The 22,334-nt window shown below is 55.9% G+C and carries 20 protein-coding genes; 11 read left to right on the plus strand and 9 right to left on the minus strand.

Going from position 1 to position 22,334, the window contains the following annotated elements; genetic code table 11:
* From OUZ52_RS16590 to OUZ52_RS16620, 7 genes are all read left to right on the plus strand, one after another.
* Window positions 1-593, plus strand: a 593-nt coding sequence (locus OUZ52_RS16590) for a POT-type proton-dependent oligopeptide transporter (protein WP_484489065.1), incomplete at its 5' end; no start/stop codon positions are given.
* Window positions 594-709: 116 nt separating this feature from the next.
* Window positions 710-1,138: a pilin gene (locus OUZ52_RS16595; RefSeq protein ID WP_266159654.1), complete on the plus strand. Its 429-nt coding sequence runs from the start codon at window positions 710-712 to the stop codon at window positions 1,136-1,138.
* Between the two features lie 331 nt (window positions 1,139-1,469).
* Window positions 1,470-1,904, plus strand: coding sequence for a pilin (locus OUZ52_RS16600; RefSeq protein ID WP_266159655.1), 435 nt, complete (start codon window positions 1,470-1,472; stop codon window positions 1,902-1,904).
* A 33-nt stretch (window positions 1,905-1,937) separates the two neighbouring features.
* Window positions 1,938-3,896 (plus strand): tetratricopeptide repeat protein, encoded by a 1,959-nt coding sequence (locus OUZ52_RS16605; protein ID WP_266159656.1) that lies wholly within the window; start codon window positions 1,938-1,940, stop codon window positions 3,894-3,896.
* Between the two features lie 334 nt (window positions 3,897-4,230).
* Entirely contained in the window at window positions 4,231-6,171 is a 1,941-nt protein-coding gene (locus OUZ52_RS16610) for a hypothetical protein (RefSeq protein WP_266159657.1), read from the plus strand.
* A gap of 74 nt (window positions 6,172-6,245) precedes the next feature.
* Window positions 6,246-7,424 carry a DegT/DnrJ/EryC1/StrS family aminotransferase gene (locus OUZ52_RS16615; protein WP_266159658.1) on the plus strand — a complete coding sequence of 393 codons (1,179 nt, stop codon included), beginning with the start codon at window positions 6,246-6,248 and terminating at the stop codon, window positions 7,422-7,424.
* 7 nt (window positions 7,425-7,431) lie between these two features.
* Window positions 7,432-8,223, plus strand: a complete 792-nt coding sequence (locus OUZ52_RS16620; protein WP_266159659.1) for a class I SAM-dependent methyltransferase — start codon at window positions 7,432-7,434, stop codon at window positions 8,221-8,223.
* On the opposite strand, the gene murI is transcribed toward OUZ52_RS16620, so the two are convergent.
* The 5 genes from murI to OUZ52_RS16645 form a co-directional block, all read right to left on the minus strand.
* The gene (gene murI, locus OUZ52_RS16625; RefSeq protein WP_323135364.1) at window positions 8,220-9,083 is read right to left on the minus strand and encodes a glutamate racemase; all 864 of its coding nucleotides are present in this window, start codon (window positions 9,081-9,083) and stop codon (window positions 8,220-8,222) included. The two genes, OUZ52_RS16620 and murI, sit on opposite strands and share 4 nt — an antisense overlap.
* Complete coding sequence (locus tag OUZ52_RS16630) at window positions 9,020-10,252, minus strand: hypothetical protein (RefSeq protein WP_266159661.1); 1,233 nt, start codon at window positions 10,250-10,252, stop codon at window positions 9,020-9,022. Before OUZ52_RS16630 ends, murI begins: the two co-directional genes overlap by 64 nt.
* Entirely contained in the window at window positions 10,249-11,799 is a 1,551-nt protein-coding gene (locus OUZ52_RS16635) for a methyltransferase domain-containing protein (protein ID WP_266159662.1), read from the minus strand. The genes OUZ52_RS16630 and OUZ52_RS16635 overlap by 4 nt, the downstream gene beginning before the upstream one ends.
* 64 nt (window positions 11,800-11,863) lie before the next feature.
* A complete protein-coding gene (locus OUZ52_RS16640) occupies window positions 11,864-13,060 on the minus strand; it encodes a glycosyltransferase (protein WP_266159663.1) in 1,197 nt (398 codons plus the stop codon).
* A gap of 8 nt (window positions 13,061-13,068) precedes the next feature.
* A complete protein-coding gene (locus OUZ52_RS16645) occupies window positions 13,069-13,923 on the minus strand; it encodes a glycosyltransferase family 2 protein (RefSeq protein ID WP_266159672.1) in 855 nt (284 codons plus the stop codon).
* 194 nt (window positions 13,924-14,117) lie between these two features.
* Here OUZ52_RS16645 and pilB point away from each other — a divergent pair, with 194 nt between their 5' ends.
* From pilB to coaE, 4 genes are all read left to right on the plus strand, one after another.
* The gene (gene pilB, locus OUZ52_RS16650; protein ID WP_266159664.1) at window positions 14,118-15,842 is read left to right on the plus strand and encodes a type IV-A pilus assembly ATPase PilB; all 1,725 of its coding nucleotides are present in this window, start codon (window positions 14,118-14,120) and stop codon (window positions 15,840-15,842) included.
* Between the two features lie 67 nt (window positions 15,843-15,909).
* On the plus strand, window positions 15,910-17,142 hold the full coding sequence (locus OUZ52_RS16655) for a type II secretion system F family protein (RefSeq protein WP_266159665.1): 1,233 nt from the start codon (window positions 15,910-15,912) through the stop codon (window positions 17,140-17,142).
* A 62-nt stretch (window positions 17,143-17,204) separates the two neighbouring features.
* Window positions 17,205-18,062 (plus strand): prepilin peptidase, encoded by an 858-nt coding sequence (locus OUZ52_RS16660; protein ID WP_266159666.1) that lies wholly within the window; start codon window positions 17,205-17,207, stop codon window positions 18,060-18,062.
* Window positions 18,059-18,679, plus strand: coding sequence for a dephospho-CoA kinase (coaE, locus tag OUZ52_RS16665; RefSeq protein WP_266159667.1), 621 nt, complete (start codon window positions 18,059-18,061; stop codon window positions 18,677-18,679). The genes OUZ52_RS16660 and coaE overlap by 4 nt, the downstream gene beginning before the upstream one ends.
* Window positions 18,680-18,699: 20 nt before the next feature.
* Here the strand turns inward: coaE and OUZ52_RS16670 are convergent, their stop codons facing one another.
* The 4 genes from OUZ52_RS16670 to lgt all read right to left on the minus strand — a co-directional run bounded on the left by OUZ52_RS16670 (window position 18,700) and on the right by lgt (window position 21,929).
* Window positions 18,700-19,641, minus strand: coding sequence for a Nudix family hydrolase (locus OUZ52_RS16670; protein WP_266159668.1), 942 nt, complete (start codon window positions 19,639-19,641; stop codon window positions 18,700-18,702).
* A gap of 14 nt (window positions 19,642-19,655) precedes the next feature.
* Complete coding sequence (locus OUZ52_RS16675) at window positions 19,656-20,144, minus strand: dihydrofolate reductase (protein ID WP_266159669.1); 489 nt, start codon at window positions 20,142-20,144, stop codon at window positions 19,656-19,658.
* Window positions 20,145-20,225: 81 nt separating this feature from the next.
* On the minus strand, window positions 20,226-21,020 hold the full coding sequence (locus OUZ52_RS16680; RefSeq protein WP_266159670.1) for a thymidylate synthase: 795 nt from the start codon (window positions 21,018-21,020) through the stop codon (window positions 20,226-20,228).
* A 3-nt stretch (window positions 21,021-21,023) separates the two neighbouring features.
* A complete protein-coding gene (lgt, locus tag OUZ52_RS16685; protein WP_266159671.1) occupies window positions 21,024-21,929 on the minus strand; it encodes a prolipoprotein diacylglyceryl transferase in 906 nt (301 codons plus the stop codon).
* Window positions 21,930-22,334 lie beyond the last annotated feature (405 nt).

Here is a 22,334-nt window from a genome sequence, read left to right on the forward strand (position 1 = left end):
GCATGCATAGCCAGCGTATCGCGCGCATCATGCTGGGCACACTCACCGTGGCCGGCATTGCCTTGATCGTGCGCGACTGCATCGTGTTGCCGCAATCGGCAAGCTCGCTCACCTATCTCGGTGCCATGTTCATCGTGCTGCTATCGCCACTGATGGCCTGGTTGTGGCCCTTTCTCGAACGCTATGGCATGAATCCATCCAAGCCAATGAAAAGTGCGATCGGCCTGGCCTTCGCCGGCCTCGCCTTCGTACCGCTGCTTATCAGCAACCATATGGCCGGCCCCGATACCTTAGGCAGCGTGTGGTGGCTGGTGCTGGCGTACTTATTGATCGAGATCGGCGAAGTGACCTTGTCACCCATCGGCCTCGCCGCGGTGACCCAGCTCTCCGTGCCACAAGCCTGCGGCTTGATGATGGGCGCATGGTGGCTAGGCATTGTTCCAACAGATGATTTGGCTAGGCCTGGCCTCCGCCCTGCTCGCGCTACTGCTGACGCCGTTAATCAAGCGTTGGATGCATGGGGTGAAGTAAGGCAGGCATTCCCCCCACATATCAGTGCGCATAGCAAAGAGGCTCGAAAACCCTGCAATTGAGCACCGCGTCACGAAAACTCACTGATGCGATAGCCCGTACCGCCTCATCGATAAATCGACCAGCGCTTGGTATAGATCCTGCGTCATCCCCCTTGTTATCCACAGGGGGAAACATCATGGCGCGCAAGCGTCTTACCACCGGCTTTACCTTGATCGAGCTGATGATCGTCGTTGCGATCATCGCGGTTCTTGCCGCGATTGCCATACCGGCGTACCAGGTTTACGTAGCCAAATCCCAGGCTACGGCCGCACTTGGCGAAATCAGCCCTGGACGCACCGCCTACGAAACCCTGGTAAACCAGGGCAGCATTTCCAATGGCAACTACGTCGATGTCGGCAATCTCGGCCTACCTACCGATACACCGCGCTGCACTATTACTGCAACCGCTCCGGTGTCTGGCCCAGGCAGCATCACCTGCCAAATAAAAGGCGTGTCCACTGTACAAGATAAGCACATCAACCTTGCCCGAGACAGCTCCGGAGACTGGTCATGCAACTCCGACCTGGATCCTAAATACACTCCAATCAGTTGTACAAAGAACTAAAACAAGCCTCACAGTGACAAAAAATGTCACGCCATGTCCCTAGGCGTCAGTTCCCTCGAGCTAATTCATGCGACTACGCGAACCGCTGCACAGTACGAACACCGCGTCACCGCTTCTGGCTTGTTGCGTATTGCGACGGCATGCACAATCCGGACGCCTGCTGATGCGCAGGCTTTTGCCAGCGGCAGATGTGGCATACAAGATGCTGCTACTGCCGTGAGCTTCCTGGTCGTTCCTGACGACGAGTGAGGGGTCCGGACCAACCTAGGGGGTACGGGACCGGGGCTCAGGGGGCATCACCACGGTTAGCTAACCATAAAGAGGAACCACCATGAAGAATGTGCAGAAAGGCTTTACCCTGATTGAATTGATGATCGTCGTTGCGATCATCGCCATCTTGGCTGCTATCGCGATTCCGCAGTACCAGACCTATGTGATCAAGTCGCAGTTCACCCGTATTATGGGTGAGGCCAGCGATCAAAGGGTCACCGTGGAAGACTGCCTAAATAATGGCGTAGTTACCATTGGCGCCACTGGTTGCGTTCTAACGGCAACATCTTCAGACCTACTTTCCACTCAGGTGGCTATCGGCACGCTCGCTAGTGCCGGATCGACCATTACAGCCACGTTTGGTGGTCATGCCAACCCGAAACTGGCTACGCATATCTTAACCTGGGCACGTAACTCAAGTGGTGCCTGGAGCTGCAAGAGCGATCTTGTTGCCACAGACAAAGTCAAGTATGCGCCGGTAAGTTGCCAGAACTAAGTCATCTACGTATTGTTTTTCAAGGGCCGCCATATGGCGGCCTTTGCTTTTCTGATGCCGCACCCTGACAAGAGTCCACTTATTAATGCATTGGTACTGGTCACACTAGCACTATGGCCAGGCCTTTCTGGTGGCTTCATCTTCGACGACTACCCAATTTTCGCCGAGAATCCTGCCATCCATGTCACCGGCTGGCATTGGCAGGAATGGCAGCAAGTGTGGGCTTGGTCGCATATCAATATCCAGCGGCCAATAGCCATGCTGAGCTATGCGCTCAATTATGCGTTGGGCAGTAGCACGTGGGGATTCAAGGCCACCAACTTAGCCATCCACTTATTCAATACCGTACTGCTATTGCTATTAACGCAGCGGTTATTGCTGGCCGGCTGGCAGCCACGCAACGCCGACGATAACAACCAACATCGCCGCCTTATTGGCCACTGGGCCCTGGCCATCGCCACGCTCTGGGCCATCCACCCCTTGCAGGTCTCCACGGTGATGTACGTGGTGCAGAGGATGGAGTTGCTCGGCTTTACCTTTGTGCTGCTGGCTTTGCTCACTTACTGGCGCGCACGTCAGCAACAAATCAAGGGCAGGCGTAGCTGGCCCTGGCTGCTGCTATGCGCTGCACTAACGGTAACCGGCTATTACGCCAAGGAAACCGCAGTACTCATGCCAGGCTATGCTTTGCTGCTTGAACTTACCCTGCTCCGTTTTCATACGAGCCAACCCGCCACTCGACGCGCATGGAAAGTAATCTATGCCATGGGCTGCATCGCCGCGCTGGCGGTTTTTACGTTCTACCTGATCCCACATTACACCACCGCAGCAGCCTATGCAGGGCGCGACTACAACGCATGGGAACGCGAGCTGACCCAGCTACGTGCATTGTCTCAATACATCGGCTGGAGTGTGCTGCCGCTGCCGAGTCAGCTACATTTTTACTACGACAACTACCCCATTTCGCGTGACCTGCTCCACCCCATAACAACACTGCTGGGCGGCCTATTCCTATTCGGGCTGGTAGGAGTAGCCATCGCCATACGCCACCGGCGCCCGCTATTCGCTCTAGGCATCGGCTGGTTCTTTGTCGCGCAAAGTCTTACCAGCACCCCACTCCCTCTTGAGCTGGTATTTGAGCACCGCAACTACCCGTCGCTGTTCGGCATCCTGCTGGCAGCAGCTGACCTTATTTGGCTCGCTACTCGACATGCTGATCGGCGCATCCCGATAATCTTGGCCGGCATTGTCTTGTTGAATTTCGGCTTTCTAACCGCTGTCCGTTCCGCCACCTGGGGTGATCGCCTGCTACTGCCGCAAACCCTTGCCGACAACAATCCAGGATCTCCACGCGCCGCATATGACCTGGCTAGACGCTATATGTTTATGGCGCAAAATAATCCTGACTCACCACTTTACTCAGCCAGTGTCAATGAACTGAAGCGAGCCTCTGCATTGCCCAGCGCCTCGATCATGGGTGAGGAAGCCTTGCTACTGATTGCAGCAGATCAACACGATCAGCATGGCACCTCCATTTGGTGGGACAGCCTTATCAATAAGCTGCAAACCCGCTCCATGGGGCCAGAAACCTATCAGGCGTTGGACAAATTGGCGACTGAGCGACTCAAAGGAAGAACTGATATCGATGCACAGCAACTGGCGCGCGCTTACGACATTGCCACCAAGCGCAATCCCACACGACTTAACTTGCATGTGATGTATGCGGAATTGGCCGGTGCCGCACTGCATGATCCTGAGCTGGCCGTCCAACAGTGGCAGCAGGCACAGAAGCTCGAAAAAGATGTCGCCGGTTATGCCAAGCGTCTGGCTGGATATCTGCTAGAAAATCACCGTAATCAGGAAGCTCGAGCAGTCGTCATCCAGGCCATGGAGATTCAACCATCGCTAGGTACTGATACTGACTTGCGCGCGCTGCAGAACCAGGCAGAGCAGGCACTCGCCCCATCACCAAGCACTGGAACTTTGCACTGAGGCCACCGAAATCATGAGAATCCACGCATAAATGCCGCTCCCAGAAATATTGGCTCAACAGCCGTATCCTTCAAGCATTACGTAACCATACCCGAGCCCAAGAACCCTCAACCATTTATCCAGATTGGCCCTGACGAACGTTTGCTGGCAGGCTAGGCAACCGACTATCTGAGGATGCACTGCGGATAGGTAACCTATCTGACGCCCAATTCAAGGATATCCACCATGGCCCTGCAAGAAGGCGCGCCCCTTACCAAGCCAGGGGTGCGGGCTACTTCTGATCTAGCCACCCCATATCACTCAACGTCTGCGTGAGCTTGTGAGATTTCACTTCATGCAACGCCTTACCGGCTGGAAGCTGCTACTTCTCGCCATGATCGTGACGGCCATGGTGTACTCGCCAGGCCTCTCAGGCAGCTGGCTGTTTGACGACTACCCGAACATTGTCGACAACAAGAGCGTGCAGCCAGCCGATGTAAGCCTTGCTTCACTGGTCGGCGCCGCCCTCTCCTCTCCTGCCAGCGACTTCAAAAGGCCGCTAGCCTCATTAAGCTTTGCCACCAACTATCTTGCCAGTGGCCTTGATCCATTCTGGATGAAGCTAACCAATCTGTTCATCCATCTACTGAATGGCTTGTTAGTGTTTTTATTGGCCAGAGCATTGCTGCAGGCAGACATGACGCTCAAGCCTGCGATGCAAGCAGATTCGCTACTTGCTGACTCCGAGCATGAGACACCAGAGTCACGGCGTGCAGGCGTCATAGCCGCGTTGATCGCGGCAAGTTGGCTATTGCTTCCTATCAATCTGACCTCGGTGCTCTATGTGGTACAGCGCATGGAAAGCATGCTCGTCGCACATCGATCATTCGCATCATTCCTGCTATGCGTTACCAGTATCACCTTGCCTACTGCATTAGGACTTACGGCTAAAGAGACAGCGGTTATGTTGCCGCTGTACGCTTTACTGATCGAGTGGGTCCTCTTCAATTTCCGCACATCACCAAGCGGCGCACGCGACTGGCGCGTCATCGGACTATTTCTAGTCGTATTCGTCATACCGATGGCACTGGGCACGATATGGGTGCTACCTGGACTACTACAGCCTTCAGCCTGGGCAACACGCGATTTCACCCTCGGCACACGGCTGCTTAGCGAAGCGCGCATCGTGGCCGACTATGTCGCCTGGACGCTGCTACCGACCTCGCACGCGCTGTCATTTTACCATGACGATTTCCAGACCTCGACCGGTTTACTGACGCCGTGGACCACCTTAGCCAGCATGCTGTTTCTTGCTGTGCTCGCTGCCTCGGTGCTCTGGCTACGGCTTAGTCGACCGCTAGCATCCATCGGCATTGCATTATTCCTCGGCTGCCACTTGTTGACAGGCACCGTCCTACCGCTTGAGCTGATCTACGAGCACCGCAACTATTTCGCTAGCTTTGGTTTGCTATTAGCCATTATTCCGTCCTTGATCCCAAGACGAGGCCTGCCTATCTCTGAGACGAAAAGCCAACAACTAATGCGGCTGACCGGCTCGACACTACTCATTGGACTGATGCTGTGGTGGATGCTGACAACTGGCACGACCGCCTACGCCTGGGGTGACTCGTTACGATTAGCACGAGAACTTGCGACGCGCGCTCCGAATTCACCACGAGCTCAATACGAGCTAGGCCGCACATATATTATTTACTCGCGTTACGACCCAGGATCCCCCTTCACCAAACTAGCCTATGCTCCGCTTGAGAGAGCAGCCAGCCTACCGAAATCTTCGATACTTCCGCAGCAAGCATTGATCTTCATGAATTCTCGGATGCATTTACCACTTAAGTCCATGTGGTGGGACAGCATGATCGCCAAGCTCGAGAGCTATAAATCAGGAGTCCAGGACGAAAGCTCGCTTAGTGCGCTTGCCGAATGTGCGCGCGCGCAAGATTGCGACCTGCCAAAGAATAGAATGAAGGATGCTTTTGTTGCCGCCCTCTCACACCCTGCGCCAAGTGCGCGGCTACTTTCAATATATGGTGGATACGCATGGAACGTATTGGGCGATCGTGAACTAGGCCTACGTATGACTGAGGCGGCAGTAGCAGAATCTTCCAACGAGCCAGTCTACCGAGAGAGCCTTACGCGCATGTATATCTCTCAGGGGCAAATTGATCAGGCGCGCCAACAAATTAGTCAGTTACGTCAGCGAAATGTTATGGGGCGTCTGGACGGCGTGATCGAATCACTGGAAATCCAAGTAAAAAAGACTCCTGCAACTGTAAATTGATAAGCCCCCCTTTACGCTTCATCGATATTCCCACACGATATCGATCAACCCTCATTTCACTGGCAATCCAAGCAATGAACTCTGCCTCTGACTCAGCCACGGAACCTTTTCTAGTCTTTGGATCCCCGCTCATTGAGCAGGCTGAAATCGACGAAGTTACCGCGTGCATGCGCTCGAGCTGGCTCGGCACAGGTCCACGTGTCGCACAATTCGAACAAGATTTCGCAAAGTATCAAACCCTTGTTCCGAACAAAGTGGCCGCAGTCAACTCCTGCACAGCTGCACTGCATGTGAGCATGGTCGCTGCAAATCTGGAGCCTGGCAGCGAAGTTATCACGACACCATTGACCTTCTGTGCATCCGTTAACGCGATCATTCACGCCGGACTGACGCCCGTGCTCGCCGATGTCGATCCGCGAACCCAGAATATCGATCCCTCTGCCATCGAAGCAGCCATCACCTCACGGACCCGAGCCATCCTGCCCGTACATTTCGCTGGACGTCCTTGCGAAATGGATCAAATAACCGCGATAGCCGATAAATACAACCTAGTTGTCATAGAAGACTGCGCACATGCCATCGAGACTACTTATCATGGCCGCAAAGCCGGCACGTTTGGTGATTTCGGATGTTTCAGTTTCTATGCAACCAAAAACGTAGCTACCGGCGAAGGAGGAATGATTGTCGGCCGCGACGAAGCTCTTATAGCGCGAGCCAAGGTATTGGCACTGCACGGCATGAGCAAAGACGCATGGCACCGTTTCGGCGACCAGGGTTACAAGCACTACCAAGTGGTAGAGGCCGGTTTCAAGTACAACATGATGGATTTACAAGCCTCGATTGGCATCCATCAGTTGGCACGTGTGGAAGCCAATTGGAAAAAACGCGAAGCCATCTGGGCTCGGTATTTGCAAGCCTTCGCAGACCTCCCGATTGGACTACCTGCGACTCCCGCAGCCGATACGCGCCATGCCTACCACTTGTTCACTGCATTCATCGAAGAATCCCACTGTGGAATCTCGCGCGATGCATTTCTTGATGCAATGAACGCTCGCCGCGTTGGAACAGGCGTCCACTATTTATCGGTGCCAGAGCACCCTTATTACCAACAACGTTATGGCTGGAAGCCGGAACAATGGCCAAACGCAATGAACATTGGAAGGCAGACCGTCAGCCTGCCCTTATCACCCAAGCTCAGTGATCCGGATGTCGAAAGGGTTATCGACGCAACGATCCACAGCCTCAGAGGCTGAATCCTAGATGTCAAATCGGCGCACCACATTAAAAGAAAAAGCCAAGACCTATATTGGCCAAGGTTGGCCTACGCGCGAAGAAAAAAATTTTGAGGCGTACTTCAGCACGCGGGAAAAGCGCGCCGCAAAAATCAGAACGTTATTATATGAAACAGGAGCTCTTCCCAGCCCACGTGGAATTCTTCTTGATGTAGGCTGCTCATCAGGCAAGATGATGCAGATCATGCGTGAAGACGCTGCCCTTTGCGTCGGTGTGGATCTAGACGCATCTGCTGGCATCAGGCCCAGTGGCAATATAGTTTTCTCGATTGCGGATGGTGAGCAACTACCCTTCAGAGATGATTCCATCGATGTTGTCATCTGTAATCATATTTACGAGCACACTGATGATCCACAGCGCCTGGTCGATGAAATCTGGCGCGTGCTCAAAGAAGGTGGGCACTGTTATTTTGCAGGCCCCAATCGGTGGGAACCTGTCGAGCCTCACTACGGCCTTCTCTTTCTGAGCTGGCTACCAAGACCTTTGGCAGATTTGTATATGCGCCTGACGAAGCGGGGGGACTATTACCCTGAACGACCACTAGGCTTACGAAAAATACGGCACCTATTACGACGATTCGAGATCGAATCCTGCGCAGAACGCATCAGCAACAATCCCGAGCGGTATGACAGTGAAGACTTATTGCCGCCAGGCAGTGTTCGTCAACGTGCCGCCGTATGGATCGCAGCCAATATCCCTAGCGTGTTCCCTGGTTTTATCTTTATTTGTAGAAAGTCAGCTACAACGAATCCAAATTAGCTATTCAATGCAGTCAAATCGACGTGCGTTACCTCGTTGGTGACCCGGACTCCCATTGCCTTAGCTACATTTACAAAACTATCCGGCGAATCCGTCACATGGAAATGAATTTCAGGTGCGGAAGACCTGCCCGCCTCAGGCAACATGGAGGCTACGCGATCGGCCACACGAATGCTTGGATCCTCAATACGTATATGCTTTCCAACGATCCGCTGTAGCGTGTCCTGCATAATCGGAAAGTGTGTACAGCCAAGCAATATGAGATCGTATGAGTAGTCCATACAAGATGACATATACATTTTAATGGCGGCTTCCGCGACAGGCGTTTCGGCCCACCCCTCTTCTACAATGGGTACAAACAAAGGGCATGCGAGGCCAAGTACGCTCAAGCCAGTTCCACTGCTAGTAATCAGCCGCTGATAAATACCCGAAGTTATCGTCGCACGTGTACCGAGCACCAGCACTCCGTGCTTTGCAGCATCAAGTGCAGCCGCGGCGCCATCTTCAATCACTCCGAGCACTGGAACACTGAACTCATGCCCAATACGTGGAAGGGCAATGGCCGAAGACGTGTTACAGGCGATCACGAGTAAATCCACCTCAAGCCCTAACAGGTAGTTTAGGCCATCGCGCGAATACCCTATGATTGTTTCCGACGAACGACTCCCATAGGGAACCCTGGCTGTGTCACCGAGATAGTGATAATCCGCATTCGGAAGCTTGGCAACCAAGCGATTGAGCACGGTCAAACCGCCGACACCCGAGTCGAAGACACCTATCCGCGGCCGCCCATTTTTCATACATGAAGTCCTCGAAGCCGATTCCAAATAGCGGTGAGGACGCGACCTATCCAACGCCATCTTACGCCACGCACTCTCGATGAATAGATAGCCAGTTCAGGATATTTAGCCATTGCTCTCATCAACGCAGCAAAGGCTGCGATACGTGGCCCAACACCGCCACCTGCTGCTGCTGCAACAGCCCGCTCGATATTGATCCATACGGTTGGTCGTAACTTATACGTCGCAGCCGGCGCCGGCCCTTCGGAAAGCAAATGCAGTGTCTTGATGACCGGGGACAATCCACTTCTTTCAGCGAGGCCAACCTGCAACCACGCGCGAGCATTGATCTCAAGAAGACGAGCATCACCACTAGCTGTTTTAAGAAATGGAATTTCAGCCAGCCCAACATAATCGACAGCATCAAGGATGGAGACTGCTGCAGGCACAAATGAATTTCCTTCTAACGTCTCCACCCAGCAACCTGTACCGCCTTGTACGGGATACTTCCAACGCTCGACAAATTCAATGGAAGCCATCGTCCCTCCATCACGAACCGCCCACACTCCTCGTTCGCCCATCTCATACTGCTGCAGTCTGGCTTGTGCCACCCAGCGCTGCGACAAAGGCCACGCTTTCCGCAACCGCCTAAGCAAATCAGCGATTGGCTCATCCGATCTCGCTTGAGTAACTACCTTGGAACCATCCATGTCATGTAAATCCATATTCCATGGCTTAAGAGCAGGCTTGAATATCGCGTCATTTCCTAACCGTTCGAGCACCCCGGGCGCAGCGTCTACATCCAAGACAATTTCTGTTGGCGGCATATAAATTGCTGCACTGGTGCCCGAAAGAAAAGTAAATAACTCAGCCTTGTCAAGCCCGCCATGCCTTAATGATCGAGCCCGCGGAAACTCCGCGATCTTCAAAATTTCAGCAGAAAATTCATTCAAGCAACGTAGGCCACCATCCTCTGTTGCAAACACAACAAGACGAGAGCCTACAAGCGCATGAAGATCCGTCAAAATATTTAGCAATCGACATCGAAGACGCTCCGGATTACCTGCCACATCCGAGAGGTCCGTCATGGAAACACAACCAGCGGCACGTGCCAACAAGCTGTGCTTAACCAGGGAAATTACCGCATAAGAAACTCCCGCCGACTCAAAGGCCTGCGCAATAGAAACGCTAACAATCTCAGCCCCGCCGCTGAGTATTACAGCCCGCGCAGAGTTGGAGTGCTTAGTCATATCAGCTTTTCAAAAACGTAGAGAACATTGTGATATTGCGCAGTCGGGGGTCGAACCACTTGCTCCATCCTCCGTAACTCGTATGCAGCAAGCCATTCATGCAGAGAACTTGGCACTAGCCCATAGCGCACCGCATAGATCCCCCACCAACGCGCCTTACGAATCGCGACTCGCTTCACGAGGCGAAGGTTCATCTCTGTAAACGTTGAGATAATCCAATCCTCCGATACGTAATCAGGATGTCCAGAGCGAATATTGTCGACCACCACAAAATGCCCTTGCGGCTTGACCATGTTAGGTATTGCCTTCGCAACATCGAGCGCCTGATTCAAATGCAAAACCCGCAGAAGATTCTGCGCAATAACCAAATTGAAGCTTTCTGCAGCAAACGGCAATTCAGGCAACCGCCCAACGCACCATTTGCTATCGGGCATGATCGTTGCTGCGGCTGACAACACTCGCTGGGATGGATCTACTCCTACGACATCCCATCCCAACTCGCGTAGTGCTCCACTCATGCGACCGTACCCGCACCCAAGGTCAAGCGCTGAGCCCGTTCCACGACCTACATAGCTGGCAAGAGCCATCGACTGCAGCAGAGAGATATAAGCAGTCTTCAAGCCACGCCGATCATTCGGGTCAACTAGATTGAGGCCAGAATCATCAAATTGTGGCAAGTTCGCATGCTCATTCACCTGATTCCCCTTAAAAGGTGCAAATAACAAGGCTAGTACGACATCCACCGCAAGCAAACTTATTCGTCCAAATACAGCCATGCCTGCTACCGCATCCGCTGGAAAACGATGCGCGAGAGTGACAAATGCGAGCTCCCGGACACCCAGCCCAGAAGGGGAAAGAAAACTGAGGTAACCAACCAGCCAGGCTGCCGTATACAAGGCACAGAGGTAAACCCCGTCCGCTGCATCAAGACCCGGCCAAGCCAAACCAAAACCACCCCAAGAAGCCAGATAGAGCAGCCAGCTCGCTGAAAAAAACAACATAACGCGAATCTTGAATACAACCGAAGCATTCGAGAAGGGCTGGAGAGCAATACTTAACCGTACAAAGGACTGCACTGGTAACTTCGCCAGAAGCGACAGAATTGTTCTCGTTGATCGGGAATGCCAGCCTAGGACGTAGCCGATCACGCCAGCAATGAACACAAACGTCCCCCAGATAGCGCCAAAGAACAGCAGGCTAGTAAACGTCGCTGCAACCCACACAGCAAACCCCATGGTCAGTACCATGTACATTGCGTTGATGCTTACCCACTCTGTCAGTGAGACCTGACTCGCGGTGGTCGATTGATAGGCGATACCCCAGATACGTCCCGGCAAATGCTTCATCAGTTGCGCAATGAAATACAGGTGCGCCAAATACCGGCGCCCGTATAAATCAAATTTCATCTGCCGAAACAAAACGTGAAAGGCTTCGAACGCCAGATATCCTGAGATGGTCATTCCGATAAGGGCAGCCAGTAGCCATCGCTTATGCATTTGAGGCAAGTGCACCCTCAACTCTGGCCACGCGTGCAACAGCATCAGCATTGTCCAGATCAATGCCAGTATTGAAAGTAACGCGCAGAACAAACGCAGAACGCGACGCCTCAGCTCACTCCTCATGCTCGCATCCCCGAAGCAAAACGGCTACAGATTCTTCCAGTGAGAAACGACTGGCCATTGCACGTAGCGATTTACTGCGATCATTCGGCGATGCGTGCAGCATCTGCCTCATCGCATTTGCAAATGATTCGGCACTTACCTGATCGGCATACAGCCCTACCGCAAGAGAATCGATCAACCGGGGCAAGTCACCTACTGGCATTGCAATGACTGGCCGACCGAGCTTCATCGCATCGGAAAACACTACCGGAATACTTTCGACTCTCGACGGGATCAACAACCAGTCTGCACGCACAATCGCTGCTTCGGCCTCGTCCTTGTCCAGAAATTTCCCCGCGCAAATTGGACGACCGGATGCCTGCAGAGCAGCAATATTTCTGCGCACGAGCCCGTCCAAAGGGCCTCCTCCTTGAATTTCAACGATCTCGATACATGTCCAATCGTTGTCATTCAAGAGTGCTAAAGCATCCAGCAACAGATCAACACCTTTGTTTGGGTGCCAACGACCCAGAAACAGCAAACGGTATGGGGGCGACAAACGAGGTAATGGTGGAGTTCCATTATTAGTTTTGCGTGAACTGGGCAAAAATCTTACCGGAGCATCGCTAATGCGCGTCGCATCGTCTGCTAATTGATAGCCGTCAGCATATGCGCACGTTGCCTGACGAATAACGCGCGCCAATGCACTGCGCAAAATGGGTATACGCCCTAAAGACCAAACATCGCTCCCAAGCAACCACACTGAATAGGTAATGGCCTGTTCTCGCGCTACACGTCTAGCCCATTCACCACAGGGAAGCCCCCAAAGTGCGAATACTTGCATAGCACCATTTGCGGAAGCGGCACGCGTAGCATGCATACCGCCTCGCAGCACACGAAAAATCCAGTAGATATCACCAAGACGCCACGGCTTCAAAGTCGATAACGGCTGCGCTGGTGCAGCGTAACGAAATATCTCGATATGACTTGACCAAGATTCACGCCCATCAGCCAGCCCAGGGGCAACTACGCGTACCGGTACGTGTCTTGCCAACTCCTCAACATAGTCCACAACAAATGAGCCAGCTGCCTCGCTACCATCATTAAGAATCGGGAAAGAGCTAGTCACCAGGACGACAGCGCCCTGCTTTTGGATTCTGTCCAAATCGCAGCCACCACAACCGTGCATTCTTTGCAAAATATTCAACGCAATACTCAGTCGCGAGGGCGATACGTGAGTGCCGTAATCTGCTCTGAAACCAATCCGATTAAAAATATAATTACAGCTGCGCTCCACATCAAAGTGCTCATGTTGGTGAGCCTCCCATCATGAACAAAAGTCCAACCGTAATTGATACTACCGAGCAAGAAAAATAGACCACTCGCCGGCACAAACAACTTCAGCGGTGAATACAAGGTCGCGATCTTAAAAATGATCAGCAAGAAACGCACACCATCCTTGAGTGGCTTGATATGACTCTTGCCGACACGTTGTCCTGCTTTGATCGGCACATAGGCCACCGGGTAGGCGCTACGGAAGAACGCCATCGTGCTGGTCGTCGGATAGCTGAAGCCATTGGGCAACAAATGCAAAAACTCGCGGAACTTGTCCGCTCGCACGGCACGAAAACCTGAGGTGAGATCAGCAATGACATGCCCCGTCATACGCGTAGCCAGCCAGTTGTAAATGGTATTGGCGACGCCGCGACCTACCCCGGCCTGACTGCCCCAGTCACGGGCGCCGACCACCATGTCGTAGCCCTGCTCCAAACGCTCCAGCAGGCGTGCAACATCAGCGGGGTCATGCTGCCCATCACCATCCATGAAGACCACAATCTCGCCGCTTGCGGCTCGCGCGCCTCGCTTGATCGCGGCTCCGTTGCCCATCGAATAGGGCGAGGATAAACAACTGACCCCGCTGCTCCGGCAGATCGCCGGGGTATCGTCGGTGGAGCCATCGTCGACCACGATGATCTCGGCCTCTGGCTGGGCTGCACGCAGGCGTGGCAGCAAGTCGGCAAGCGCAGCCCCCTCGTTCTTGGCCGGCAGGATGATGCTTAAGCGATTCAAGGTGATTCCCCGTTGAGACAAAGAATCATAACGCGCCAGGGCCTGGTGTCGCCGACTCTCCCCAGGCACCCCACTTGCAGCCGCCAACATTGTGCGCTGGATCACTCCGGGGAGATCTGTGACCGAGTAAGGATGACCCATGCTCTGAACTGGGGTAAATTCCAAGCCTGTCAGGGGGCTGGACAACAATAACTATGTCATCGCAACCGCAAGTGTCGCTGACCGGCCTCTCAGGCATGGCCCGACGATTGGTCTCTGAAGGGATCTTGCCAGAGGCCGACGTGCGCCGGGCCGTTGCCGAGTCCAGCCAGCAAAAGGCCTCGCTGGCCGCCTGGCTGCTGGACCACAATCTGGTGGACAGCATCCAACTCACTCAGATTGCATCGGCCGAATTCGGCATGCCGATGCTGGACGTTTCGTCCCTTAACCCCGCAAGTATGCCGCTGGGCGTGATCAGCGAGGCGTTGATCAACAAACACAAGGCGTTGCCGCTGTTCAAGCGCGGCAAGCGGCTATTTGTCGCCATCGCCGACCCGATGCAATCGCATGCGCTGGATGAGATCAAGTTCAACTCCAATTGCATGGTGGAACCGATCCTGGTCGAACGCGGCCAGCTGATCCGGGTGATCGAGAGCGTGCTCAACACGATGAGCAATGCCGTGCCGGATATGGGCAACGGCGACCTCGACGATCTGATGCTTGAAAGCGGAGATGATGACGAGGCCGAAACCACCGGCATCGACGCCACCGCTGGCGAAGAAGCGCCGGTCGTGAAGTTCGTCAATAAGATCCTGGTCGACGCCATTCGCCGCGGCGCTTCGGATATCCATTTTGAACCGTTCGAGAGCCAGTACCGCGTCCGCCTGCGCATGGACGGCATGTTGCGTGCCGTGGCCAGCCCGCCGATGAAGCTGGCGCCGCGCATTTCGTCGCGCCTAAAGGTGATGGCCGGCCTGGATATCGCCGAACGCCGGGTGCCGCAGGATGGTCGTATCAAGCTCAATTTATCCAAAAGCCGCGCGGTCGACTTTCGTGTCAGCACCTTGCCGACCCTGTTTGGCGAGAAGATCGTGCTGCGTATCCTGGATGGATCTTCCGCCAAGCTAGGCATCGACAAGCTTGGCTACGAGGAAGTACAGAAAAACCTCTACCTCGACGCCATCCACAAGCCCTATGGCATGGTGCTGGTCACCGGCCCTACCGGCTCGGGTAAAACCGTATCGCTGTATACCGCTCTGAACATCCTAAACACGGCCGAGCGCAACATATCCACGGTCGAAGATCCGGTGGAAATCCGCGTCGAGGGCATCAATCAGGTGCAGCAGAACGTCAAGCGGGGCATGACCTTCTCCGCCGCGTTGCGCTCCTTTCTGCGTCAGGATCCAGACATCATCATGGTCGGCGAAATCCGCGACCTGGAAACCGCCGAGATCGCCATCAAGGCGGCGCAGACGGGCCATATGGTGCTGTCCACCCTGCACACCAATGATGCACCGCAAACCATCGCCCGCCTGATGAACATGGGCATTGCGCCCTATAACATCACCTCGTCGGTCACCCTGGTGATTGCCCAACGCCTGGCGCGGCGCTTACATGACTGTAAAAAGCCGATGGATCTGCCACCCCATGCACTGCTCGCCGCCGGCTTTACCCAGGAGGAGATCGATGCCGGGCTCACCCTGTATGAAGCCGTCGGCTGTGAGAGCTGTAACGAAGGCTATAAGGGCCGCGTAGGCATTTACCAGGTCATGCCGATGCTGGAAGAGATTCAGAAAATCGTCTTGCAAGGAGGAAACGCGATCCAGATCGCCGAGGTGTCCCGTAAGGCCGGCGTCAACGATCTACGCGCCTCCGCCTTGCTCAAGGCCAAGAACGGCATAACCAGCCTTGCCGAAATTGACCGCGTTACCAAGGATTAAAGGCTTCCCTTGCCTTCAAAGAACAGGGACATTCGCCGATCTGGGACGGCCGTAGCACCGAACATGCATGGCGACGGCTACCGCAACCGCAAAGAACACACGCAGCCTTGGCGCTCAACGTGCCGAAGTCAGTGCGCTGACCACCTACGACTGGGTGGCCCTGGACAAACGCGGTAAGCGGATGAAGGGCGACATGCCGGCGAAGAATGCTTCGCTGGTCAAAGCCGAGCTGCGTCGCCAGGGCATGAACCCGCAGACGGTGCGCGAGCGTGGCAAGCCTTTGTTCGGCTCTACCGGCAGCACGGTCAAACCCCGCGACGTTGCCATTTTCAGCCGCCAGATCGCCACCATGATGGCCTCGGGCGTGCCCATGGTGCAGTCCTTTGACATCATCGCCGGCGGCCAGAAAAACGTCCGCTTCAAGAACATGCTCAACGATGTCAAACAAGGCATCGAGGGCGGCTCATCCATGCATGAGGCGCTGGGCAAATACCCGGTGGAGTTCGACGAGCTGTACCGAAACCTGGTCCACGCAGGCGAGTCTGCCGGTGTGCTCGATACCGTGCTGGACACGGTGGCGACCTACAAAGAGCGCACCGAGGCGATCAAAAGCAAGATCAAGAAGGCCTTGTTTTATCCCATGATGGTGCTGGCGGTCGCCTTCCTGGTCACCATGATCCTGCTGCTGTTCGTCGTACCCGTGTTTGAGACGACCTTTAAGGATGCGGGTGCCGAGCTGCCCTTGCCGACTCAGATCGTGGTTAGCGCGTCGAGATTCATGCAGCACTGGTGGTGGCTGGTCATCGGAAGCATCGTGGCGGCTATCGTGGCGCTAGTGATGGCGAAAAAGCGCTCGATCAAATTCGCCCACTTCATGGACCGCGTCGTGCTGAAGCTGCCAGTGATGGGCAACATCATGCATCAGTCGGCGATTGCCCGCTTTGCCCGCACGCTTGGCGTTACCTTTCATGCTGGCGTGCCGCTGGTAGAAGCCCTCGAGGCCGTTTCTGGCGCGACGGGCAGCATCGTTTACGGCGATGCGGTGCGGCAAATGGCCATGCGTCAAACCAATCTGTTTCCGAACATGGTGGTTCAAATGACCGCCATCGGTGAAGAGTCGGGTGCCCTGGACAAAATGCTGTTCAAGGTCGCTGAATTCTACGAAGAAGAGGTCAATAACGCAGTCGATACCCTCGCCACCCTGCTCGAGCCCATGATCATGGTGATCCTAGGTGGACTGGTCGGCGGCATGGTGATCTCGCTCTATCTACCTATCTTCAAACTTGCCGGTACCGCGTAAGCTTCGCATCTCAAAGCCCTCTATCAGGGGGCTTTCAAGTTTTTTACGTCGGTGGACCGCGCATGCTCGAACTCTCTCCCTGGGTCTGGACCGCCATCGCCGGCGTGCTCGGCCTGCTTGTCGGCAGTTTCCTCAATGTAGTGATCTTGCGCCTGCCTGAGCGCATGGCGGCAAGCTGGAGGAATGAGGCGCGCGATGTACTGGAGCTGGAGGCGGACCAGTCGCCACTGCCACCGGGCATTGTCCGTGAGCCGTCACACTGCCCTCACTGCAAACACCGGCTGTCGGTGCTGGACAATATCCCGCTATTTGGCTGGTTGTTGTTGCGCGGGCGCTGCCGCTATTGCAAGACCCCCATTTCGATCCAGTACCCCTTGGTCGAATTGCTCAGCGGCCTGCTCAGTGCAGCCATGGTCTGGAAGTTCGGCTTCGGCTGGCCGGCCTTGGCCGGACTGACTTTTACCTGGACGCTGATAGCCCTGGCGGGTATCGATTTTCGCACCCAGCTGCTGCCCGATCAGCTGACCTACCCCCTGCTCTGGCTTGGGTTACTGCTAAGCCTGTTGCCGCTCTTTGTGCTGCCGACCGCCGCCATCATCGGCGCGGCCATCGGTTATCTAAGCCTGTGGAGCGTGTACTGGCTGTTTAAACTGCTCACCGGCAAGGAGGGCATGGGGTACGGCGACTTCAAATTGCTCGCCGCCCTCGGTGCCTGGATGGGGCCTACCGCCTTGCTGCCGATTATCTTGCTGTCGTCATTGATCGGCGCGCTGGTCGGCGGCGGCCTGATCGCCTTGCGTAAACATGGCCGCGAGGTACCGATGCCTTTCGGGCCGTTTATCGCAGCCGCGGGCTGGGTCTGGTTTATCGCTGGCCACGAACTGCTGCAGACCTATATGCAATGGACCGGGCTGCGGTGACCGCACAGCGCCACCACTACGTGATCGCCCTGACCGGAGGCATTGCCTCAGGCAAAAGCGCGGTAGCACGCTGCTTTGAAGCACATGGCATCGCCGTCTATGACGCCGATATCGCGGCACGCGCGGTGGTTGCGCCCGGTAGCGCGGGCTTAAAGGCCATTGTGCAAACCTTTGGCGCCGAAGCGCTGGATGCCCAGGGCCAGCTGGATCGTGCGGCCATGCGCCAGCGTGTGTTTGCCGACGATGACGCCCGGCTTGCGCTGGAGCGTATCGTCCATCCGCGAGTGCGCCAATGGCTGCACGAGAGCGCCGAGGCGGATCGCGGCCCTTACTGCCTGCTGGCGATTCCGTTGTTGGCTGAGAACATCGCGCACTATCGCTGGGTCAATCGCAGTCTGCTGGTCGATGCGCCTGATCCCGTCCGACTTGACCGCCTTATGCGCCGTGACCATATCGACGCCGTGCTGGCACAACGCATGCTCGATCGTCAGGCCAGCCGCCAGCAACGGCTGGCCTTGGCCGACGACATTATTGATAACAGTGCCGATGAAATCGCACTGACCACGGCCGTTGCTGGCTTGCACGCGAGCTATCTTGAGCTGGCCAGAAACGCGTAATCGCATCGGATATTCCTCGTTCACCAAAAGCCGCTGATACCGGCCACTCCCTGCCCGCCAGCAGCCCGGGCATCCTGGACCTGCTCTCGTGTCATGCCACCCAAGGCATAAACCGGCAAAGCGGCATCCTTCGCTAATACGCAGAAGAGCGACCAACCCAAAGGCGCTGCGTCGGCATGCGAGGCCGTGGCGGCCACAGGCGACAGGGTGGCGAAATCCGCTTGCAGGTACGAGGCCTGTGCCAACTCGGCGCTGTTATGACAGCTGGCGCCGACAGGCTGCGAGAACGGCAGTGGACGCTGCGACAACTCACCCAACTGGCTAGCCCTCAGCTGCACGCCGATACCCGCCCCCAGCTGACGCGCACCTTCAATATCGCCATTGAGCAACAGCGATGCCCGGTAACGCCGAGCCAACGGCAATAAAGCACTCGCCAGGTCGCGTACGCGGCCCACCGGCCATAGCGGCAGCCGCAGCTGTAACAAGCGCTCGCCCTGCTCAATCGCATCACTTAGGCGAGCCAGCCATGCGGCAAAAGCATTCGGCTGCACATGGGCCGGGGTAATCGAGTAGTACGGTGCAAGCCGCAAGGCCTGCAGGATCGGAAGGTCGGCGGGGGCGAGCGTCGTCGGGTCCACTTCGTCCGGAATCAGCCACTGCAGCGCCTGCCCCTCTAGCGAGCGTGGCGTGCCTTGCCAGGCATCGACCCGCCAAGCGTCCAGCAACAATTCGCGCTCACCGTAACACCAGGGGATGCGGATCAATGGTGTGGCTACCGAGGTATCCACCTCGACACCCAATTCTTCGCGCAACTCACGTGCCAAGGCGGCTAGCGGCATTTCACCCGCATCGATCTTACCGCCAGGAAACTCCCAAAACCCGGCAAGGTGCTTGCCGGGTGGTCGCTGCGCCAGCAACACACGGCCGCTGGCATCGAGCATGACGCCAGCCATCACGTGCATCGGGTTCGCCGGCATCAATTGCCGCGGATATATTCGACCATGTCGAAATCGTGGATGTGCTCTTTGTCTTTTTTGTGATGCACCCGCGACACCTCGGTCCAATCGCTGAAATGTACGCCGGGGAAGAACGTGTCGGCTCCCTCGGTCGCTGCATTCACCCAGGTCAGGTACATCCGGCGGGCCAGCGGCAGCGCCTCGGCGTAGACCTGGCCGCCACCAATCACCATGAGTCCGGTGCCATCGCTCAGTGCCTGTGCCTCTAGTACGGAACGTACCGTACGCTGCCCCGGAAACGGCGCCTCGTGCTTGCGCGACAACACCAGGTTTTGGCGCTCAGGTAGCGCACGGCCGATAGATACCGCGGTGTTGTAACCCATCAAGATGTATTTACCGACCGTCAGTTGCTTGAACCAGCGCAAGTCGTCCGGCAAATGCCAGGGCAGCTGGCCCTTGCGGCCAATAGCAAGGTTTTCGTCTAGCGCAGCAATCAGCGAAATAGCCATGAAAATCCTAGATTCATCAATGAGATGTAAAAGCCGCAGGGAACGCCGCAAGGCGTTGTCCAAGGCGTCAATTTTACGTGATTACACCGCCACTGGGGCCTTAATCGCCGGTTGCGGCAAGTAATCGACAATGGCGATGTCTTCGTAGCGAAAATCAAAGATCGAGCGCACTTCCGGGTTGAGCCGCAACGTCGGCAACGCCGACGGCTGACGCGTAAGCTGCAACCGCGCTTGCTCTACATGATTGTTATAAAGATGGGCGTCGCCCAGGGTATGCACGAACTCGCCCGGCAGCAGCCCGCAAACCTGCGCCACCATCTGAGTCAGCAGGGCGTAACTGGCGATGTTAAAGGGCACCCCAAGAAAGATGTCACCCGAGCGCTGATACAGCTGGCAGCTCAAACGGCCGTTGGCTACGTAGAACTGAAACAGCGTGTGACACGGCATCAAGGCCATTTTCGGCAACTCGCCGACATTCCATGCGCTCACGATCAGGCGGCGCGAGTCCGGATTGCGCTTGATCTCCTCGATCAGCCAGCTGATCTGATCCACCACGCCGCCATCGGCCTTTGGCCAGGCGCGCCATTGCTTGCCGTACACCGGCCCAAGCTCGCCATCTGCATCGGCCCATTCGTCCCAGATGCTGACGCCATGCTCTTTGAGATAAGCGGTATTGGTATCGCCCCGCAAGAACCAGATCAGCTCATGGATGATCGATTTCACATGCAGTTTTTTGGTGGTGAGCAGCGGAAAACCTTGTGCCAGATCGAAGCGCATCTGCCAGCCAAAGACGCTGCGCGTGCCAGTGCCGGTCCGATCGGCTTTTTCAGTGCCGTGATCGAGCACATGCTGCAATAAATCGAGATAGGCGCGCATCGTTTAAACCTTACCCTGCTCTGCCGTAGCCGTTTCGCCCGCCACCACCAATGGCAACGTGGGGGCGCGCCGCGACATAGCCAATAGCAACAAACCGATCGCGATCAACGGCAACGAAAGAATCTGCCCCATGGTCAACCAGCCGAAGGCGAGATAGCCCAGCTGCACGTCCGGCAACCGCACAAATTCCACTGCAAAACGGAAGCAGCCGTACAGCAGCCCGAACAACCCGGAGATCATGTAGCGCGGCCGCGGCTTCATCGAAACCACCCACAACACCAGGAACATCACCACTCCTTCCAGGGTCATTTCGTACAGCTGCGAAGGGTGTCGCGGCAAGCCATGAAACTGTTGCATCCATTGCGCCAAGACCGAATCGCTACCGGCCAGCTGCAGATCTTGCTCGCGCGCGTTGGGGAAGATCATCGCCCATGGCAGCAGGCTCGGCTTGCCCCATAGTTCACCGTTGATGAAATTGCCCAGCCGGCCAAGACCTAACCCGATTGGCACCAAGGGCGCGACGAAATCCACCGTATCGAAGAAATGCAGCTTGTGCTTGCGTGACCACCACAAGCCAGCCGCCAGCACACCGAGCAAGCCGCCATGAAAACTCATGCCGCCATCCCACACCCGGAATAACGCCAGCGGGTCCGTCCAGATCCAGTGGATATCGGTATAGAACAGCATGTAGCCGACCCGGCCACCGATGATCACTCCCATCATCGCGTAGAAAGCCAGATCACCAAACGCGTCACGGCTTACCGGCAAGCGGCCCTGCCGACGGCGATGCTCGCCGAACATCCAGGCACCGAGAAAGCCCAGCAGATACATCAACCCATACCAGTGGATCTGGACTGGCCCCAGCCCGAAGGCCACAGGGTTGAAAGCGACGGTAAAAGGCTGCGTCATGGGCACATGGGCTGGCGGCAAAAGACAAGTGTAGCGGGCAACCCCCGCGGCGTGCGCGCAGCCCCCTCGACGCCCCGCCCGGGCTGGCTATACTCGCCCACGGATCGCTGCCGTATGGCTCGGGGGAGCAGGGTCAAGCGACGGGCCGAGGCAACTTGAGGCCATCCAACCAGACCGCCGCGCTCTCGCCGGTCATCGGTTTGAATACAGGGAGCATGTTCAAGGGGAGAGTTATGTCATATCGATTCGCGCGGGCGCTGCTGCCTGCGCTTTGTCTGCTGTTACCCACAGCCACCATCGCGGCTGAGGTAATTCCGGTGGAGGATTTTGCCCGCCACACTGAATTATCCAATCCACGGTTATCACCCGACGGCCAATACCTGGCCTTACGCATGGACGACAACT

The organism is Dyella silvatica, assembly GCF_026283955.1.
In the GTDB taxonomy this organism is placed as follows: Bacteria; Pseudomonadota; Gammaproteobacteria; order Xanthomonadales; family Rhodanobacteraceae; genus Dyella_C; species Dyella_C silvatica.

Excerpts from the sequence above, each read along its gene's own strand:
- OUZ52_RS16655 (WP_266159665.1), top strand. The coding sequence starts at position 15,910 with ATGGCGACGGCTACCGCAACCGCAAAGAACACACGCAGCCTTGGCGCT.
- OUZ52_RS16600 (WP_266159655.1), top strand. The coding sequence starts at position 1,470 with ATGAAGAATGTGCAGAAAGGCTTTACCCTGATTGAATTGATGATCGTC.
- OUZ52_RS16660 (WP_266159666.1), top strand. The coding sequence starts at position 17,205 with ATGCTCGAACTCTCTCCCTGGGTCTGGACCGCCATCGCCGGCGTGCTC.
- OUZ52_RS16635 (WP_266159662.1), bottom strand. The coding sequence starts at position 11,799 with ATGCTGATGCTGTTGCACGCGTGGCCAGAGTTGAGGGTGCACTTGCCT.
- OUZ52_RS16620 (WP_266159659.1), top strand. The coding sequence starts at position 7,432 with ATGTCAAATCGGCGCACCACATTAAAAGAAAAAGCCAAGACCTATATT.
- OUZ52_RS16670 (WP_266159668.1), bottom strand. The coding sequence starts at position 19,641 with ATGCACGTGATGGCTGGCGTCATGCTCGATGCCAGCGGCCGTGTGTTG.
- OUZ52_RS16680 (WP_266159670.1), bottom strand. The coding sequence starts at position 21,020 with ATGCGCGCCTATCTCGATTTATTGCAGCATGTGCTCGATCACGGCACT.
- OUZ52_RS16615 (WP_266159658.1), top strand. The coding sequence starts at position 6,246 with ATGAACTCTGCCTCTGACTCAGCCACGGAACCTTTTCTAGTCTTTGGA.
- OUZ52_RS16610 (WP_266159657.1), top strand. The coding sequence starts at position 4,231 with ATGCAACGCCTTACCGGCTGGAAGCTGCTACTTCTCGCCATGATCGTG.
- OUZ52_RS16605 (WP_266159656.1), top strand. The coding sequence starts at position 1,938 with ATGGCGGCCTTTGCTTTTCTGATGCCGCACCCTGACAAGAGTCCACTT.
- OUZ52_RS16630 (WP_266159661.1), bottom strand. The coding sequence starts at position 10,252 with ATGACTAAGCACTCCAACTCTGCGCGGGCTGTAATACTCAGCGGCGGG.
- lgt (WP_266159671.1), bottom strand. The coding sequence starts at position 21,929 with ATGACGCAGCCTTTTACCGTCGCTTTCAACCCTGTGGCCTTCGGGCTG.
- OUZ52_RS16675 (WP_266159669.1), bottom strand. The coding sequence starts at position 20,144 with ATGGCTATTTCGCTGATTGCTGCGCTAGACGAAAACCTTGCTATTGGC.
- murI (WP_323135364.1), bottom strand. The coding sequence starts at position 9,083 with ATGGCGTTGGATAGGTCGCGTCCTCACCGCTATTTGGAATCGGCTTCG.
- OUZ52_RS16595 (WP_266159654.1), top strand. The coding sequence starts at position 710 with ATGGCGCGCAAGCGTCTTACCACCGGCTTTACCTTGATCGAGCTGATG.
- pilB (WP_266159664.1), top strand. The coding sequence starts at position 14,118 with ATGTCATCGCAACCGCAAGTGTCGCTGACCGGCCTCTCAGGCATGGCC.